The organism is Butyribacter sp., assembly GCF_056818865.1.
Genome location: NZ_DBLYGC010000013.1, coordinates 20,238 through 37,279, shown reverse-complemented (window position 1 = coordinate 37,279; position 17,042 = coordinate 20,238). Strand labels below are relative to the sequence as shown.

15 protein-coding genes are annotated in these 17,042 nt (G+C 37.7%); all 15 read left to right on the top strand.

Annotated features, from left to right (window positions below):
- Nucleotides 1-7 precede the first annotated feature (7 nt).
- The 15 genes from ACZLXV_RS07500 (at nucleotide 8) to recN (ending at nucleotide 17,004) form a co-directional block, all read left to right on the top strand.
- Nucleotides 8-544, top strand: a complete 537-nt coding sequence (locus tag ACZLXV_RS07500; RefSeq protein WP_367335165.1) for a stage III sporulation protein AF — start codon at nucleotides 8-10, stop codon at nucleotides 542-544.
- Entirely contained in the window at nucleotides 535-1,131 is a 597-nt protein-coding gene (locus tag ACZLXV_RS07495; RefSeq protein WP_482382983.1) for a hypothetical protein, read from the top strand. The genes ACZLXV_RS07500 and ACZLXV_RS07495 overlap by 10 nt, the downstream gene beginning before the upstream one ends.
- A gap of 30 nt (nucleotides 1,132-1,161) precedes the next feature.
- The gene (locus tag ACZLXV_RS07490) at nucleotides 1,162-1,857 is read left to right on the top strand and encodes a SpoIIIAH-like family protein (RefSeq protein WP_482382982.1); all 696 of its coding nucleotides are present in this window, start codon (nucleotides 1,162-1,164) and stop codon (nucleotides 1,855-1,857) included.
- Nucleotides 1,858-1,931: 74 nt separating this feature from the next.
- The gene (locus ACZLXV_RS07485; RefSeq protein ID WP_022224326.1) at nucleotides 1,932-2,288 is read left to right on the top strand and encodes an Asp23/Gls24 family envelope stress response protein; all 357 of its coding nucleotides are present in this window, start codon (nucleotides 1,932-1,934) and stop codon (nucleotides 2,286-2,288) included.
- A 24-nt stretch (nucleotides 2,289-2,312) separates the two neighbouring features.
- Complete coding sequence (gene nusB, locus ACZLXV_RS07480; protein WP_022224327.1) at nucleotides 2,313-2,723, top strand: transcription antitermination factor NusB; 411 nt, start codon at nucleotides 2,313-2,315, stop codon at nucleotides 2,721-2,723.
- Between the two features lie 80 nt (nucleotides 2,724-2,803).
- Complete coding sequence (xseA, locus tag ACZLXV_RS07475; RefSeq protein WP_482382981.1) at nucleotides 2,804-4,003, top strand: exodeoxyribonuclease VII large subunit; 1,200 nt, start codon at nucleotides 2,804-2,806, stop codon at nucleotides 4,001-4,003.
- Nucleotides 4,004-4,021: 18 nt separating this feature from the next.
- Nucleotides 4,022-4,219, top strand: a complete 198-nt coding sequence (gene xseB / locus ACZLXV_RS07470) for an exodeoxyribonuclease VII small subunit (RefSeq protein ID WP_022224329.1) — start codon at nucleotides 4,022-4,024, stop codon at nucleotides 4,217-4,219.
- Between the two features lie 13 nt (nucleotides 4,220-4,232).
- Nucleotides 4,233-5,141, top strand: coding sequence for a polyprenyl synthetase family protein (locus ACZLXV_RS07465; protein WP_482382980.1), 909 nt, complete (start codon nucleotides 4,233-4,235; stop codon nucleotides 5,139-5,141).
- Nucleotides 5,142-5,187: 46 nt separating this feature from the next.
- Nucleotides 5,188-7,068 (top strand): 1-deoxy-D-xylulose-5-phosphate synthase, encoded by a 1,881-nt coding sequence (gene dxs, locus ACZLXV_RS07460; protein ID WP_482382979.1) that lies wholly within the window; start codon nucleotides 5,188-5,190, stop codon nucleotides 7,066-7,068.
- On the top strand, nucleotides 7,055-7,930 hold the full coding sequence (locus ACZLXV_RS07455) for a TlyA family RNA methyltransferase (RefSeq protein WP_022224332.1): 876 nt from the start codon (nucleotides 7,055-7,057) through the stop codon (nucleotides 7,928-7,930). The genes dxs and ACZLXV_RS07455 overlap by 14 nt, the downstream gene beginning before the upstream one ends.
- A gap of 71 nt (nucleotides 7,931-8,001) precedes the next feature.
- Nucleotides 8,002-8,883 carry an NAD(+)/NADH kinase gene (locus ACZLXV_RS07450; RefSeq protein WP_022224333.1) on the top strand — a complete coding sequence of 294 codons (882 nt, stop codon included), beginning with the start codon at nucleotides 8,002-8,004 and terminating at the stop codon, nucleotides 8,881-8,883.
- A 27-nt stretch (nucleotides 8,884-8,910) separates the two neighbouring features.
- Entirely contained in the window at nucleotides 8,911-9,369 is a 459-nt protein-coding gene (gene argR, locus ACZLXV_RS07445) for an arginine repressor (protein ID WP_482382978.1), read from the top strand.
- Nucleotides 9,370-9,459: 90 nt separating this feature from the next.
- Entirely contained in the window at nucleotides 9,460-10,203 is a 744-nt protein-coding gene (locus ACZLXV_RS07440) for a YebC/PmpR family DNA-binding transcriptional regulator (RefSeq protein WP_022224335.1), read from the top strand.
- 130 nt (nucleotides 10,204-10,333) lie between these two features.
- Nucleotides 10,334-15,010, top strand: coding sequence for an Ig-like domain-containing protein (locus tag ACZLXV_RS07435; protein ID WP_482382977.1), 4,677 nt, complete (start codon nucleotides 10,334-10,336; stop codon nucleotides 15,008-15,010).
- Nucleotides 15,011-15,294: 284 nt separating this feature from the next.
- Complete coding sequence (gene recN, locus ACZLXV_RS07430) at nucleotides 15,295-17,004, top strand: DNA repair protein RecN (RefSeq protein ID WP_482382976.1); 1,710 nt, start codon at nucleotides 15,295-15,297, stop codon at nucleotides 17,002-17,004.
- Nucleotides 17,005-17,042: the final 38 nt, after the last annotated feature.

Here is a 17,042-nt window from a genome sequence, read left to right as displayed (position 1 = left end):
GAGATATATGAGGGAACTGATTTTTAATATTCTTATATTTACAATCGTAACATCGGTATTGAAGTGTCTTATTATTAAGGAGGAATATAAGCAGTATTTTCAATTTTTCTGCGGATTGATAATGGTATTGATAGTTATTACCCCTGTGATAAAATTTTTTGAGGCAGATACTAACTTTTACAATATTCTGAATAAACATATTTACAGCAGCGAATTAAAAAATTCTGTAAGTGAGCTCGAAAATGCGGAGGGAAACTTAAAAAAGAGTGTTATATCACAGTGTGAAAAAAAGATAGAAAAACAAGTTATGGATATGGCAGAAAAAAATAATGTGACGTGCAGAGGTGTTGAGGTGAAAACAAAAACTAAAGGTGCCGAACTTGAGATAGTCAGTGTTGTAGTAAATACAAAAGCAGGGGCAGTTGCTGCCTATTCAAATACAGGTGAGGAGGTAAGCGTGCTTAATAAAAATGAAAAGAAACTTAGGACGGATATATGCAGCAATTACATGTTAAAAAAGGAGGAAGTACAGATTTGGAAATAAACATAAAAGATATGTTAAAGAATGTTTCAAAAGAAAAAACAAAAGGCAGTCTTATGCATGAAATCGGTATGGGTAGGATTATTATCATAATAGTGTGCGGGATAATTATTCTGGCCGGAAGTTTTTTTGACGGCAGTGGAAGTAAAAATTCATCATCAGATGACGTGAGCAGTACATCAGGCAATGAACTTGGCGAAGATGAGGCTTTAAATGTGATGAATATATATGCAAAAAGACAGGAAAAAAAGCTTACAAAACTTCTTGAAAGCATGGATGGCGTAGGGCAGGCGAAAGTTATGGTGACGCTGGCGGAATCGGAGGAAAAAGTTGCACTTAAAGATACGGAACGCGGTGAAAATAAAGGAAAAGATTCGTCGGATATAAGTGAAAAAAGCGAGAGTGTGATAGTTACAGACGGCGGTGATGAGAAGCCGTATGTTGTGAGCGTGACATCTCCTAAGATAGCGGGGGTGGCAATTGTATGTGAGGGAGCAGACGGTGGAAAAAAAGATAGTGAAATAATTGACATGGTAGGGGCATTATTTGGCATAGAGTCACATAAAATCAAAGTAACGAAGATGGATTAATGCTTATTTTGACAAGGAGGTATTATTGAAATGAAAAAATCAAGTCACAAAAACGGAATAGTTATCACTGCACTTGCATTGATGATAATAGCAGCAGGGTATCTTAATTTTACGGGACAGAAGATAAGTACAAACGGAATAACTGCAAGACAGACAGCATCACCTGATGTTGTGAGTGAGGACACGGCAGATATTTCGGCGGAGGATATAGGAAATGATTCGGATACAGATGTGAGTTCAGAAGCAGACTCCGACGGAAAAAAAGACATTGATTCGGATGACGGTTCCGAATACACAATTACCGACAGCGGTGAGGTTGTTGCATCCGAAGAAAATCCGGGTGAGGCAGTTATGGTATCAAACAATATAGGCTCAGATTATTTTGCTTCTTCAAAGTTAAACCGTGAGCAGACAAGAGCCAAAAACAAAGAAACACTCATGAACATAATCAATGATGACAAAATTGCTTCTGCCGACAAGAAAAGTGCGATAAAGCAGGTTGCAGCCATGACAAAAATTTCCGAAAAAGAAAATGCCGCTGAACTTATGCTGCAGGCAAAGGGATTTGAAAATGCAATTGTGAGTATAAGTGACGGGAATGCGGATGTGGTAATAAGCTCTGAGGGTCTTACAAACCAGCAGATAGCACAGATAGAAGATATTGTAAAGAGAAAGACAGGGATTGCGGCAGATAAGATAGTAATTACGCCGGTGAATATGAAATAATATTGCAAAAGTCTGTGATTTTGATATAATAATATCATAATGCGCTGTTTTGTGCGACGAAGGAGGTAAACATTATGGCAAAAGAACAGGGAGCAGAAGATATTGTTATGGAAAAAAAGGATATTGGAGAAGTAAAAATAGCTTCTGATGTAGTGTCTGTTATTGCTGCTTTGGCAGCTACTGAAGTAGAAGGAGTAAGTTCCATGGCAGGCATGAATAAATTTGGTGTAAAAAATACAAAAGGTGTGCGTGTTATTATGAATGAAGGCCGTGTTCATGTTGATATGGTCATAAATGTGAAATACGGTTACAGTATTCCTAAGATTTCAAAACAGGTGCAGTCAAGAGTAGGTCAGCAGATAGAGACTATGACCGGGCTTAAAGTATCAGGAGTAAATGTCAGAGTTGCAGGCGTGAATCTTGATGCGTAAAAAATAAGGATGGAGTTATTATATATGACTAGAAGACAGATAAGAGAAAATTTGTATAAAATGCTTTTTCAGGTGGAATTTCATGACAAGGATTCACTTAAGAATCAAATGAATATATACCTTGAAGATTTAGAAGGTGCAAATGAAAAAGACAGAAAAGAGCTTACGGATAAATTCAACGAACTCGTAGAAAACCTGGAAAAGATAGATGCAAAGATAGAGGAAAAGGCAGACGGATGGACGGTAAACAGAATAGCGAAGTCTGAACTTACTATTTTAAGACTTGGAATTTATGAGCTGCTTTATGTGGAAGATGTACCAAACAAAGTTGCCATAAATGAGGCAGTAGAACTTGCAAAATCATATGGTGCAGATAAGGCATCAGGTTTTATCAACGGAATACTTGCATCTGTTGTCAAAGAAATATCAGAATAATTAAATAATATTTTGCAGAGGCAAAACAGTGGTTTTGCCTTTTTGCCTATTTTGAATATTGTACAGGAATGGGGATTGGCATGGGACAGATAAGTTCGGTATCTCAAGTAAATATGTATATAAAAAATATGTTTATGAGAGACTACAAGTTAAATGATATTTCCGTAAAAGGAGAAATATCAAATTGTAAGTATCATTCGTCAGGACATATTTATTTTACGATAAAAGATAAAACCTCCCAGCTTTCGTGTGTTATGTTTGCCTCTATGAGAAAAAATCTGGAATTTAAACTTGAAGAGGGGCAGAGCGTTATTGTTGATGGGAATATAAGCGTGTATGAGCGTGACGGAAAATATCAGCTTTATGCAAGAAACATTACAAAAGAGGGGTTTGGAAAGTTATATGAAGAATATGAGAAATTAAAAAAGCGTCTCTTAGAGGAGGGGCTTTTTGATAAGTCTAAAAAAAGAAAAATTCCTGCATATGCGGCAAAGATAGGTGTAGTTACCGCAAGAACAGGAGCTGTCATACAGGATATATGCAATGTTTCAAATAGAAGGAATCCTTATGTACAGATTATATTGTATCCTGCAAAAGTTCAGGGGACAGGGGCAGCAGAGACTATAATAAAAGGGATAAAGTATTTTGAAAAAACTGATGTCGATACGATAATAATAGGACGTGGCGGCGGTTCTATTGAAGATTTGTGGGCATTTAATGACGAGAAACTTGCGAGAGTTATTGCAGGATGCAAAAAACCGATAATAAGTGCCGTAGGACATGAGACAGATACCACTATTGCCGACTATGCTGCTGATTTGAGAGCACCGACACCGTCGGCGGCAGCAGAACTTGCGGTATATTCATACAGGGAAACAGTGATTGCATTGAGAGAGGCAGGGCATTCTTTAAGATGGCAGATGGAAAATATATTGAAAATTAAGAAGCTGAAACTTGCAGGTTATATAACTGTTATTCAGCATGAAAGCCCTAAAAATCTTATAAATGACAGAAGAATGTTTGTAGCCGACATGCAGGAAAAGATAGAAAATCTTATGAGACAGAAACTGGTATCATCGAAGCACCAATTGGAGTTGTATATTCAGGAGATGAAAGGACTTTCACCACTTTATAAACTTCAGGGAGGTTATGCGTATGTCTCTGATGAGTCAGGCAGAAATATAAAGTCTGTTGATGAACTTAAAAAGGGTGAGCAGATAAATCTCGCATTTAAAGACGGATATGCGAAAGCAGTTATATCATCAAAGAAAAAGGCTTAAAGATATGGAGGACAGATAATGGCGGCAAAAAAGATGTCATTGGAAGAATGTTTTGAAGGTTTGGACGATATTATAGTAGACTTGCAAAGTGGGGAACTTTCGCTGGAAGATTCATTCAAAAAATATGAAGAGGGGATGAAACTTATAAAAAAATGTACCGAAACTATAGACAAGGTAGAGAAAAAGCTTATTGTAGTTGAAAATGAGCAGGAATAAGGAAGGTAAGGATATGGAATTTATGGAAAATACAGTATTTAAACAGGAACAGGAAAAAAATATATCATATATAGAAGATGTGCTTAAAAACTACCTTCCTAAAAATCCGTCTTTTCAGAAAACGATATATGATGCAATGGAATACAGTGTTATGGCGGGCGGAAAACGCCTTCGCCCTATGATGATGTATCAGGCATATAAGATGTTTGGCGGAGAAGATAAAGAACTTATAGAACCATTTATGGCTGCCATTGAGATGATTCATACATATTCTTTAGTGCATGATGACCTCCCGGCTATGGATAACGATACTTACAGAAGAGGAAGAAAGACTACACATGTAGTGTACGGAGAGGATATGGGAATACTTGCTGGTGATGCATTGTTAAATTTTGCGTATGAGACGGCAATAAAGGGAGCATTGGCGGCCAAAGCTGCAAAAAATGCCATAAATGCTCTTGCTATATTATCTAAAAAAGCCGGCATAATGGGAATGGTCGGCGGACAGGTTGTAGACGTTGAACTTACCGGAAAAAAACTTGATGAAGAAAGACTTGATTTTATTTTTAAATTGAAAACAGGCGCACTTTTGGAAGCGTCTCTTATGGTGGGGGCAGCACTTGCAGGAGCAGATGAAAAATATATAGAACTTATGGAGCAGGCAGGCTTAAATATTGGAATGGCATTTCAGATTCAGGATGATATACTGGATGTAACAAGTACAACAGAGGAACTTGGAAAACCGGTGCACAGTGATGAAAAAAACGACAAAACGACATATGTATCACTTTATGGACTGGAAAAGTCTCATGAGGATGTAGAAAAATATTCAAAAAAGGCACTTTCAATAATGGAAGAACTGCCGTATGAAAATCAGTTTTTATACACATTGATAGAAAAACTGATAAACAGAAGAAAATAGAAAGTTGCTGTTTATTATATGCAGACAGTGGAATGGAGCAAATAAATTGGGAAAATTACTTGATAAGATAAATGAACCAAATGATATAAAAAAAATAGATTCTAAGGATTACAAAATTCTGGCAAAAGAGATAAGACAGTTTTTGGTGCACAAAATAAGTATGACCGGCGGACATCTTTCATCAAATCTCGGTGCAGTCGAGCTTACCATGGCACTTCATCTTTGCCTTGATTTTCCTAATGATCATTTAGTATGGGATGTGGGACATCAGAGCTATACACATAAACTGCTTACAGGCAGAAAAGCGGGTTTTGATACATTGAGACAGTTTGGAGGAATGAGTGGATTTCCAAAAAGAAGTGAAAGCGATTGTGATGCGTTTGATACCGGACACAGTTCAACTTCGATAAGCCTTGCTCTCGGTATGGCAAAGGCAAGAGACCTCAAAAATGAAAAAAGCAGAGTTTTTGCTGTTATAGGTGATGGCGCACTGTCGGGAGGTATGGCGTTTGAGGCGTTGAATAATGCGGCGAGATTAAAATCAAATCTTGTGATAGTTTTAAATGATAACCAGATGTCCATATCAAAAAATGTAGGCGGAATGTCAAATTATCTTGGAAATATAAGAACGAATACAAATTATACAGGACTTAAAGAAGATGTAGAGAACAGATTGAGAAGCATGTCGCATATAGGCAATGTTCTTGCAGACCACATAAAAGGTGCAAAAGATATTGTGAAGAGACTGTTTGTGCCGGGAATGCTTTTTGAGGATATGGGGATAACTTACATCGGACCTATAGATGGACATGACGTCAGACAGATGGTTAATGCATTTGAAAATGCTTCAAAGCTGCAGAAGGCGGTTATAGTCCATGTATGCACAAAAAAAGGAAAAGGATATCTGCCGGCAGAAAATGATCCATCGGCATTTCACGGAGTTGCACCTTTTAAGCCAAGTGACGGTTCGCTTAAAAATAAGGAAAAACAGCTGACATATACTTCTGTTTTCAGCAAAAAAATTGTTGAACTTGCAGACAGAGATGAAAATATAGCAGCTATTTCGGCTGCAATGCCGTCGGGAACAGGACTCAGTGCAATGGCAGCTAAATACCCCAACAGATTTTTTGATGTAGGTATAGCAGAAGAACATGCGGTTACATTTGCAGCAGGTCTGGCAGCAATGGGAATGAAACCGGTAGTAGCAATATATTCGACATTTTTTCAGAGAGCTTACGACCAGATAATACATGATGTGTGTATAGGAAAACTTCCGGTAGTATTTGCTGTTGACAGAGCAGGTCTTGTAGGAAGTGATGGAGAGACACACCAGGGAATATTTGACATTTCTTATTTTAACAGTATGCCGAACATGACAGTCATGGCACCGAAAAATGTCTGGGAACTTGACAAGATGCTTGAATTTGCCGTGAATTTTGACGGTCCGATAGCTGTCAGGTATCCGAGAGGAAAGGCGTATACAGGCCTTGATGAATTTACAGACAACATAGAATACGGAAAAAGTGAAGTTATCGCTAAAGGTGGAGATATTGCACTTATAGCTGTCGGAAGTATGGTTGAGACAGCATGGGAAGTAAAAAAACTGCTTGAAGATAAAGGTGTTGATGTCAGTGTTGTGAATGCCAGATTTATAAAACCTATAGATGAAGCAATGCTTTCTGAAACGGTAAGCAGGCATCATTTTATTGTGACTATGGAAGAGGGAATTTTGACGGGAGGATTTGGGCAGTCTGTGTCTCACTGGTGTCAGGAGAATGCAAAGGACATGTCTGTTATCAAAAATATAGCATTGCCTGACAAATTCATAGAACACGGAAGTGTTGACTTATTAAAGAAAAAGTATGAGATAGATGCTTTGAGCATAGCAAAGAAGATTGCTGAATGGAGGCAGAATGAAAGAGCATAAGAAAAAAGAAAGACTAGATGTACTTCTTGTAAAAAGAGGGTTAGCCGAGTCAAGAGAAAAAGCTAAAGCAATAATCATGACAGGAAATGTTTTCGTGAAAGAGCAGAGAGAGGATAAAGCCGGAAGTACATTTGACGAGGACGTTGTCATAGAGGTAAAAGGTGCTCCTATGAAGTATGTGAGCAGGGGCGGTTATAAGCTTGAAAAAGCAATGGAACTCTGGCAGGTTCCTCTTGAGGATAAAGTTTGTATGGATGTAGGTTCGTCTACAGGAGGATTTACGGACTGTATGCTTCAAAACGGTGCACATAAGGTATATGCGATAGATGTTGGAACAAACCAGCTTGCCTGGAAATTGAGACAGGATGAACGTGTTGTTTCAATGGAAAAAACAAATATCAGATATGTGACACATGAAAATGTACCGGATGAAATAGGCTTCTCATCAATCGATGTGGCATTTATATCACTTACAAAGGTGCTTGTTCCGGTTAGAAATCTGCTTGAGAGCCACGGACAGGTAGTCTGTCTTATAAAACCGCAGTTTGAGGCAGGAAAAGATAAGGTGGGCAAAAAAGGTGTTGTAAGAGATAAAAAGGTTCATCTTGAGGTAGTGAGAAATATAATCACATATGCCGTTGCCATAGGATTTGAAGTGATTGGTCTTAGTTTTTCACCTATAAAAGGACCGGAGGGAAATATAGAGTATCTTCTTTATATAGAAAAAAACACTGAAATGACAGATACAGAGTGTGAAGTTTCGGAAGAAAAGACAGCGGAGGCAGCAGATATTTACGAAGAAAAATATGCCGTACTTTCTGAAGAAATCGTAGAGAAAGCTCATCAGAAACTGGATATATAATAAATTAAATCTGTTCATATATTAAGTGTGACAGATAATGACAATCTTGCCATAAAGGAGAATATAAAGGCATGGGCAAAAAAATGACATTTTTTTGTATTATAACCAACAGTGATAAAAAGGATAATTACGATAAAGCATTAAATATAAAAAAATATCTTGAAGAGAAGAAATGCAGATGTGAGATACTTGAAAACAGGATGACGCAGTCAGCAGGCATAAGGCATTTTACTGATATAGCTCATATAGATAAAGATACGGAATGTGCGATTGTGCTCGGTGGTGACGGAACCATGATACAGGCAGCAATAGATCTTGTACATACGGAATTGCCGATTATTGGTGTAAATACGGGAAATCTGGGTTTCCTTACGGAAGTCGAATATCAGAATGTATATTCTGCGCTTGATAAGCTGTTAAGTGGTGATTATACGATAGAATCAAGAATGATGTTAAAAGAAATATCATATTTTAAACAGCCTGACAGCCGTTCATCATGTTATGCATTAAACGATATTGTTATTAGCAAGAGAGGCAGTGGAAGACTTATAACGGTGAAAGTATATCTTGAGAATGAGCTTGCAGATGTCTACAGAGCAGACGGACTTATTATCTCTACACCGACCGGTTCAACCGGCTATAACCTGTCAGCAGGCGGACCTGTTATGGTGCCAAATCTTAAAGCTATGGTAGTTACGCCGATATGTGCACATTCGCTCAACAAAAGAAGTCTTGTAGTTGATGCAAAAGAAAAAATAACCCTTGAGATAGGTCAGACGAAAGATGTCGGCATAGATCTTGCGATGGTGACTGCTGACGGAAGAACGATAGGAGAATTGTCAACGGGAGATAAACTTGTTCTTGAAGTGCCGCATGCGACAACAAGACTTATAAAGTTGTCAGAAATAGGATTTTATGAGAGAATGAGAGAGAAGTTGAACGGTGAATTGTAAAAGGCTGTTAGGGAAAATGGAGGAAATATGAAACTTGAAAGACGTTCAAAAATCATTGAGCTTATAGGCAAATATCAGATAGAAACTCAGGAGGAACTTGGGGAAAGACTTGAACAGGAAGGCTTTGCGGTAACGCAGGCAACAATTTCAAGGGACATAAGAGAGCTGAAGCTGACTAAAGTTTCGGTTGACGGAATCCATCAGAAATATACGCTTTTGCAGGAAAAAGAAACAAATCTTTATCACAAATATGTGAGGGTGTTGCAGGACGGATTTCTGTGGATGGATCAGGCTGAAAACATACTTGTAATAAAGACAATATCGGGCATGGCTATGGCTATAGCTGCGGCACTTGACAATCTCGAAGTTCCCGGAGTAGTTGGGACTATAGCAGGTGATGATACGGTGATGTGTGCAATTCATTCAGTAGGCGAGGTGCCCGGGGTTATGACAAGAATAGACAGGCTGCTTAAAGAAGAAAAATAAATTTGCAAGAATGAAGGAAAAATGCTAAAATAAATTAGTTATGGTGGGAAAGTATTATATTATGTTATTTAAAGAAAGGAAAATAGAGAGATGTCAGGACATTCAAAATTTGCAAACATTAAACATAAAAAGGAGAAAAACGACGCAAAAAAGGGTAAGATTTTTACAATTATCGGACGTGAGATAGCCGTAGCTGTTAAAGAAGGCGGTGCAGATCCTGAAAATAACAGCAAACTTCGTGATGTTATCGCAAAAGCAAAAGCAAACAATATGCCAAATGATACTATCGATAGAGGAATCAAAAAGGCAGCAGGCGATGGTGACGGTGTAAACTACGAAGAAGTTACATATGAAGGTTACGGTCCAAACGGTATCGCCATCATAGTAAAAGCTCTTACAGACAATAAAAACAGAACTGCAAGCAACGTGCGCAACGCTTTTACAAAAGGAAGCGGAAGTGTCGGAACACAGGGATGTGTGTCATATATGTTTGATGAAAAAGGTCAGATTATTATTTCAAAAGAAGAACTTGAGGATAATGATATAGAAGTGGATCCGGATGAACTTATGATGCTTGCACTTGATGCGGGCGCAGAAGATTTCTCTGACGAAGAAGAAGCATATGAGATAATCACAGCACCGGCTGATTTTTCAGCAGTAAGAGAGGCTCTTGAAAAGGAAAACTATCCAATGGCAAGTGCTGAAGTTACTATGATTCCACAGAATTATGTAGAACTTACAGATGAAAATGATATAAGACAGCTTAATCGTACACTTGATCTTCTCGACGAAGATGACGATGTACAGGATGTTTATCACAACTGGGATGAATAATTAAAAGTGTATATCGTTTCCGTTTCTGTATATAATCAATTTGCATCATTATATAAATAATATATTGTGCCGATAATATATTATAAGGGTAGTACCAAAAAGACGGATTGAGTGAGCCAGGGGAGGAATTATGAATCGATTAAAGGAAAAGATAAAGAAAAAATGGAAAGTTATGACAGGGCTGACAGCGATGTTTATGCTCGTCTTTTTAGTAGGGTTTGCGGTGAAAGCTCATTTTACGACAAAAGCTGCGGATGCACGTACATACACGATTTACGATAGTGCGGGTAAAGTTTTGACATCAGGTCAGGAATATACTATGCGTAGACTTAATGATCTTTTCACTGTTACAGGTGCACAGGATTCACAGACTAAATATGAGTGGCAGAGTTTGAAACCCGATGTTCTTCTTATAGGACAGGCAGGAACGAACAACTATGTTGGAACGCCGGTTACAACTACAGGAACGACAGGAAGTATTGCTACAAAAGCATTAATACAAGGTTCAGCAGGTCTTAGACTTACTGTTACGGAAAATATAAATGGCGTAGAGACAACAAAGTCATTTACATTTACTATAAATGTACAGTTCTCTATAAATGAGTCTATTGATCCAACTACAGGTGTCGAAATGACAAAAGTCTTTGATACTGATGATCGTAAGGCGATTATTATGGATTATCATAGTGCGACTACTACAAGACTTGAATTTGGTACAAGTGCAAGTGATTCAACGCAGAAAACAAAACTTAATTTTATGTTTGGTAATGCCCAAAATGGTGACTGGGTAAGTAGTAACAAGGATGTTGTAAAAGTTGAGGGGAAAGGAATTGTTGCTATCGGTCCCGGTAGAGCTAAATTGACTGTTACATATCAGGAAACGGGGGACACGGTATCATATACGGATGAAATCTGGGTATATGTAAGACCGGAAGTTAAATATGAGTCAGCTGACGGTTCAGGAACGGCAAATGGACAGATTGTCAATTCAGATGTTTACAGTCAGTCTCTTGTTGTAAGAACAGGTGATTATCTTGATTGTCAGGCAAAATTTGAGAGTAATCCTAATGAATCTATCAGCAGTAAGCTTGTGTGGGTTATCTCAAAAGAAATAGGCAGTAAAAAAGTCCTTATAAAGGATTCTCTTGGAAATTCAACAGCAGAGTACAAGGACGATGCCGAACTTGTATGGCTTCCATCTTTGAGAAAATATCAGTTAAAAGCTAAATCGGAAACATATATAGTTCAGTTCTTCGTTGCGGAGACATATCCGGGATTTGATAATCTCGATAACTCAGCAGGAAAGAAATATCATTGTGACCCGGTAAATATCGCAGGTGGTGTACAGGTTAAAACAAATTATGAGACAAAAAATGTAACCATCAATATCGGCGGACATTATGATTTAACTAATGCTTTTAACATATCATTATCTGCATTGCAGAAGAACTTTTCTGCACATGTTAATACAAATTATGATGGAAATGATGGTACAAGCATAATTGAGTTTAACAACGGTACATGGAATATCAATACAAAAACTACAGGTAAAGCTCAGTTGATTGTAGAGAGACATCCCAATCAAAATTCTGAGACAAATATACCGGAGTTTAATAAACTTGGTGACCAGCCTGATGGCTCAGGTATTGTATATGTAAATATCACCGTAATGCAGACGTTTTCAATGAATGTTTCGACGGCAGACATGTCGGTTGGTTCGACCCAGTTATTATACGGTATGTTTGGTGAGGATACACCTACGGAAGCAGACCAGTTCAAGTGGAATCCGTCGGACGATTCAAATAATGAATATATAAGTATTTCAACGAATGGACAGTATGCAACGGTTACAGCAAAGAAAGAAACACCATCGAACAGACCGGTTACGGTAACACTTTCGTGGACGAACTCGGATGGTTTGACCCTGACGACCACCTGTAAGATTACCGTAAGAAAGAGTGTGGACAAATTTAATATTGTACCGAATAAGGTATCGGTCGAGGTTGGGCAGCAGCAGATTATAGCGACAGATCTCACTGAGAGCAGAAATCTTATCTGGCTTTCATCAGATCCAAAAGTGGGTACAATAGAGCAGATTTCAGGAACTACAAATCCATCTGCAATGTTTACCGCTTTAAAAGCAGGAAAAACAGTTATTACTGCATTGAACCCTGACAACAATGTATATGCAACTTGTGAAGTTACTGTTACGCAGCCTGTAACGGAACTTGCAATAGGTGTTGAGGATCAGGACACAAAACAGGTTACGCAGTATGATACATATACAACAACATTGGCGATGAAATATGTATTTATGAAAGCCATATATGGTCCGTCAGATACAACTGAGAATGAGTCTGACTTTAAGTGGAGTGTAGAAGGAACATCACTTTCAGACGTAAAGCCGACAGATATTGCTGAGATTGATTCATCAGGTAAGGTAACGATGAAGCGAGAGGGTGATGTGTATATCAAACTGCAAAGTGCAAATATGTATGCAACGTGTCACCTTATTATTCAGTCAAGACCTATGACAAGCATTACTACGGATGTGACAAATCTGAGTATGATAAAAGGTGATACATATACGGTTAAAACAACATATCTTCCTGAGAATGCGTCAGATACGAGAATGACATGGAAATCTGATGATGCTAAGGTTGCTACTGTAAATTCAAGTGGTGTTATTACTGCTGTAGGAGCAGGTACAACTTCAATTAAAGTGTCAGCGGTTCTGCCACAGTCAGATGACAATCATACTATTGCAACAGCGACTATACTTGTAACTGTAAGAGAAAGACTTGTATCTATCGCTTTTGGATCAAATGCCGAATACATAGCTGTTGGTGGTTCAAAAACAGTTGATTTGAGATTTAATCCGAGTGATAATGTAAACAAGAATGTTACATATTCATCGTCAGATACGTCAATATTTACAGTAACACAGGAAGGTGTTATTACCGGTGTGAAAGAGGGTATAGCAGTTCTTAGCTGTGTGGCTGAAGATTTGGGACAAAGTGGAGCCATAACATGTATGGTATATGTAACTCCGCAGGAAGTTTCGGCTACTGATTTCAGTATTACACCGAGTGAAGATACCGTCTATATAGGAAGTACAATACAGCTCACTCCTGTATTTACGCCTGAAGATACTACGATAAGAGATGTAACATGGACATCTTCTGATGAAGCAAAGGCTACGGTTGATGCTGACGGTGTTGTTTCAGGTATTGCAGAGGGAACAACAGTAATTACGGCTACTTACAAGGATACGACAAACGATAATAAAGTATGGACAAGTACATGTATCGTGACAGTTGAGAAAGCACCTATATACGCAACAGGTTTTGAGGTTTCTCCGACAACACAGAATATTATATGTGGTGACGAATTTACAATAACGCCTAAATATACACCTGAGGATACTACAAATCAAACAGTTATATATCAGTCTCTTGATGAAACGATTGTTACTGTAAATTCAAATGGAGTTGTAACAGGTGTTGGACCTGGAGATGCAATTGTACAATGTACTTCTGTAGACGGAGGATTTAATGCAACTGTTGCAGTTCATGTTGACAATGCGGTTGATTTCAAACTTTCACCACAGAAGAGAGACCTCGCAATTGGTCAGAGTTTCACTCCTAAGAAAGTTATAAAACCTGCTAATGCGAAAAAAACAGCTACATGGAAATCATCTAATACAAAAATAGCAACTGTCAATTCAGCAGGTAAGGTTACTGCTAAAAAGAAAGGAACATGTACAATAACATGTACTCTTACAAAGTATAGACAGTCAGCTACATGTAAAGTAAAAGTTGGAAAGCTTTACTCAAAAGTAAGTCTTAATAAACATAATATAAGGATTGGTTTAAATCAGTCATACAGACTGAAAGCAACGGTAAAAACTAATGCAGCAAAGACGCCTAAACTTAAATGGAAGAGTTCAAACTCACGAATATTAAAGGTATCGAGTGGAGGAAAGATTACTGCTAAACGAGTTGGTATTGCCAGAGTTACCGTTATGACAAAAGATGCAATACATGCTAAGGCATCTTGTAAGGTAAGAGTTATAAGACGTGTTTCAAGTATCAGGCTTAATACTAACTATACAGTTTGTTATGTAGGAAGAAGTAAACAGCTTCATGCAATTGTTAAACCAAAATCTGCATCTGTTAAGAAAGTTAAATGGCAAAGCTCAGATAAGAATATTCTTCAGGTAAACAGTTCAGGTAAAATCTGGGGCATTGCCGAGGGTGATGCATATGTCACCGCGACAACTACTGACGGAAGCAACAAGAGAGCAAGGTGCTTTGTCAAGGTAGTTGAGCCAACTCCTATAACAAGCATTGTTATTGCGCAGCAGGATGTGACGATGAAACGTGGAGACAGTTTGAAATTGTCATACTCAGTTCTGCCATCAGACAATTCAGATGATATTGAGTTCTCAAGTGACAACAAGAGAGTTGCAACAGTAAATAGAAAGGGTGTTGTAAAGGCTGTTGGTACAGGTAATGCAACTATTACGATACTTGCCACAAGCGGTGTATCATCAACAGTTAATGTAAATGTTGTTGCACTTAACAAATCTGAACTTAATCTCAGACAGTACGATTCGGAGACATTGATAGTTCATGGAACTGCAAATGCCGTAACATGGTACTCATCTAATACGAGAGTAGCTGTGGTAACGAACGGAAAAGTTGTGGCCAAAGGAATAGGAACCGCATACATATATGCATATGTAAACGGCTGCAAGCTGGGATGCCAGATAAATGTTACATCGGTAAATAACAAGAACCGGTAAATTATGATGCAAGGGTCAAAAGCAGATAGCAATGTATGTTTGCATACAAATTGCTATCTGTTGGCTTGACCCTGACATCCAGCCTATAAATGTCTTATGAGCCGGCCGTCAATTGTTAGATTTTTAATCTGACTTTTGGCGGTCGGTATTTTTATTTGTTTTTTATCCGTTGTTAAAATAAAGAAAGTGTGTTCAGAAAATATGTTCTTGACAAACAACTGTTCAGTGTGTTAGTATTCATATTAAATAAATGAGCAAAAACAGACTGTTGAGGGGGTATTGATATGTTATTAAATCTTCATGTAAAAAACTTAGCTGTTATAGATGAAATTGAAGTTGAATTTTCAGACGGACTTAACGTACTTACAGGAGAGACAGGTGCCGGAAAATCTATTATTATAGGTTCTATAAATATTGCCCTTGGTGGAAAAGTATCAAGAGATATTATCAGAAAAGGAACAGAATTTGCATTGATAGAATTGACATTTCTTGCAGAGACAGATGAGCAGATATGCGAACTGGAGAAATTGGGGATTTCCCTTGAGGAAAATATGCTTGTTATATCGAGAAAAGTTACGAAAAGCCGTACTATAAACAGGGTAAATGGAGAGACAGTGAATGTTTCCATGCTTAAAAGTGTTGCTGATATACTTATTGATATTCACGGACAGAACGAACAGCAGTCGCTTCTTCACAAACACAAGCATATGGAGATTGTTGACAGATATGTCGGAGAAAAGATGTGCGGAAAAGATGTCAAATTTAGTAAGATGTACAAAGAATATAAGGACATGTCAGAAAAGTACAATGGGAAAGAGATTTCTGAAGATGAGCGTCTTAGAGAAATTTCATTTATTAAATATGAATTGGAACAGATTGAGGATGCTCATCTTGTAAAGGGGGAAGAAGCAAAGTTACAGGAGAGGTATCGTTATCTTTCAAATTTAAATGAGATTGAAAGTGGGATAGGAGAGATATATTCCATGATGGGAAGTTCGGATACAGGAGTGGAAAATGTGTCTCAGATGCTTGGAAGAAGTTCACGTATATTAGGTAAGATTAGTGAGTACGACGACGGTTTAAAAAATCTTGCCAGCCAAATATCAGAAATAGATGAACTTATTATGGATTTTAACAGAGATTTACAGGCATATGCTTCGGATATTGAGAATACGGGTGAAGAATTTGAAAATGTGGAACAGAGACTTGACCTTGTAAGAGGAATTAAGGCAAAATATGGAGCTACTACGGAACAGGTTGAAAGTTATGCCAAAAATCTTACGAAAAAATTAGAAAAATATGAGGCATATGGGGAATATAAGGCAAATTTAGAGAAAAAAATAAATTTATACAAAGAAAAATTATCAGAACTTGCAAAACAGATATCAAAAATCAGAAAAATCTGTTCTAAGGAACTTGAAAAGAAAATTACCGATGCACTTATAGATTTGAATTTTTTACAGGTTAAATTTGAGATAGCTGTTACGGAACTTAGTGAATTTGATATAAACGGAAAAGATGATATTGAATTTATGTTATCGACAAATCCGGGAGAAGATTTAAAGCCTTTAGGGAGTGCAGCATCAGGCGGTGAACTTTCACGAATTATGCTTGCCATAAAAGCTGTATTAGCTGAGCATGACTCTATAAGCACACTTATTTTTGATGAGATTGATGTAGGTATAAGCGGCAGGACAGCACAAAAAGTTGCCGAAAAAATGGCATTTATAGGTAAGTCACATCAGGTTATATGTATATCACATCTTGCGCAGATTGCAGCAATGGCAGATTGTCATTATCTTATAGAAAAAAACAATACTGACAATCACACAAGTACGGTTATAAGAAGATTGTCTGATGATGAGTCTGTTGACGAACTTGCGAGAATATTAGGAGGTGCAAGGATAACAGAAGCAGTCATGGAAAGTGCAAGAGAGATGAAACAGTTAGCAGGAAAAGAAAAAGAGGAGTCGATAAAAAGGCTGACAGCATAAAGTATTATGAATACTTTTGAAGTATTTGCAGATTATAT

Excerpts from the sequence above, each read along its gene's own strand:
- ACZLXV_RS07500 (WP_367335165.1), top strand. The coding sequence starts at position 8 with ATGAGGGAACTGATTTTTAATATTCTTATATTTACAATCGTAACATCG.
- ACZLXV_RS07440 (WP_022224335.1), top strand. The coding sequence starts at position 9,460 with ATGTCAGGACATTCAAAATTTGCAAACATTAAACATAAAAAGGAGAAA.
- ACZLXV_RS07455 (WP_022224332.1), top strand. The coding sequence starts at position 7,055 with ATGAAAGAGCATAAGAAAAAAGAAAGACTAGATGTACTTCTTGTAAAA.
- nusB (WP_022224327.1), top strand. The coding sequence starts at position 2,313 with ATGACTAGAAGACAGATAAGAGAAAATTTGTATAAAATGCTTTTTCAG.
- argR (WP_482382978.1), top strand. The coding sequence starts at position 8,911 with ATGAAACTTGAAAGACGTTCAAAAATCATTGAGCTTATAGGCAAATAT.
- xseB (WP_022224329.1), top strand. The coding sequence starts at position 4,022 with ATGGCGGCAAAAAAGATGTCATTGGAAGAATGTTTTGAAGGTTTGGAC.
- xseA (WP_482382981.1), top strand. The coding sequence starts at position 2,804 with ATGGGACAGATAAGTTCGGTATCTCAAGTAAATATGTATATAAAAAAT.
- ACZLXV_RS07435 (WP_482382977.1), top strand. The coding sequence starts at position 10,334 with ATGAATCGATTAAAGGAAAAGATAAAGAAAAAATGGAAAGTTATGACA.
- ACZLXV_RS07450 (WP_022224333.1), top strand. The coding sequence starts at position 8,002 with ATGGGCAAAAAAATGACATTTTTTTGTATTATAACCAACAGTGATAAA.
- ACZLXV_RS07465 (WP_482382980.1), top strand. The coding sequence starts at position 4,233 with ATGGAATTTATGGAAAATACAGTATTTAAACAGGAACAGGAAAAAAAT.
- recN (WP_482382976.1), top strand. The coding sequence starts at position 15,295 with ATGTTATTAAATCTTCATGTAAAAAACTTAGCTGTTATAGATGAAATT.
- ACZLXV_RS07485 (WP_022224326.1), top strand. The coding sequence starts at position 1,932 with ATGGCAAAAGAACAGGGAGCAGAAGATATTGTTATGGAAAAAAAGGAT.
- ACZLXV_RS07490 (WP_482382982.1), top strand. The coding sequence starts at position 1,162 with ATGAAAAAATCAAGTCACAAAAACGGAATAGTTATCACTGCACTTGCA.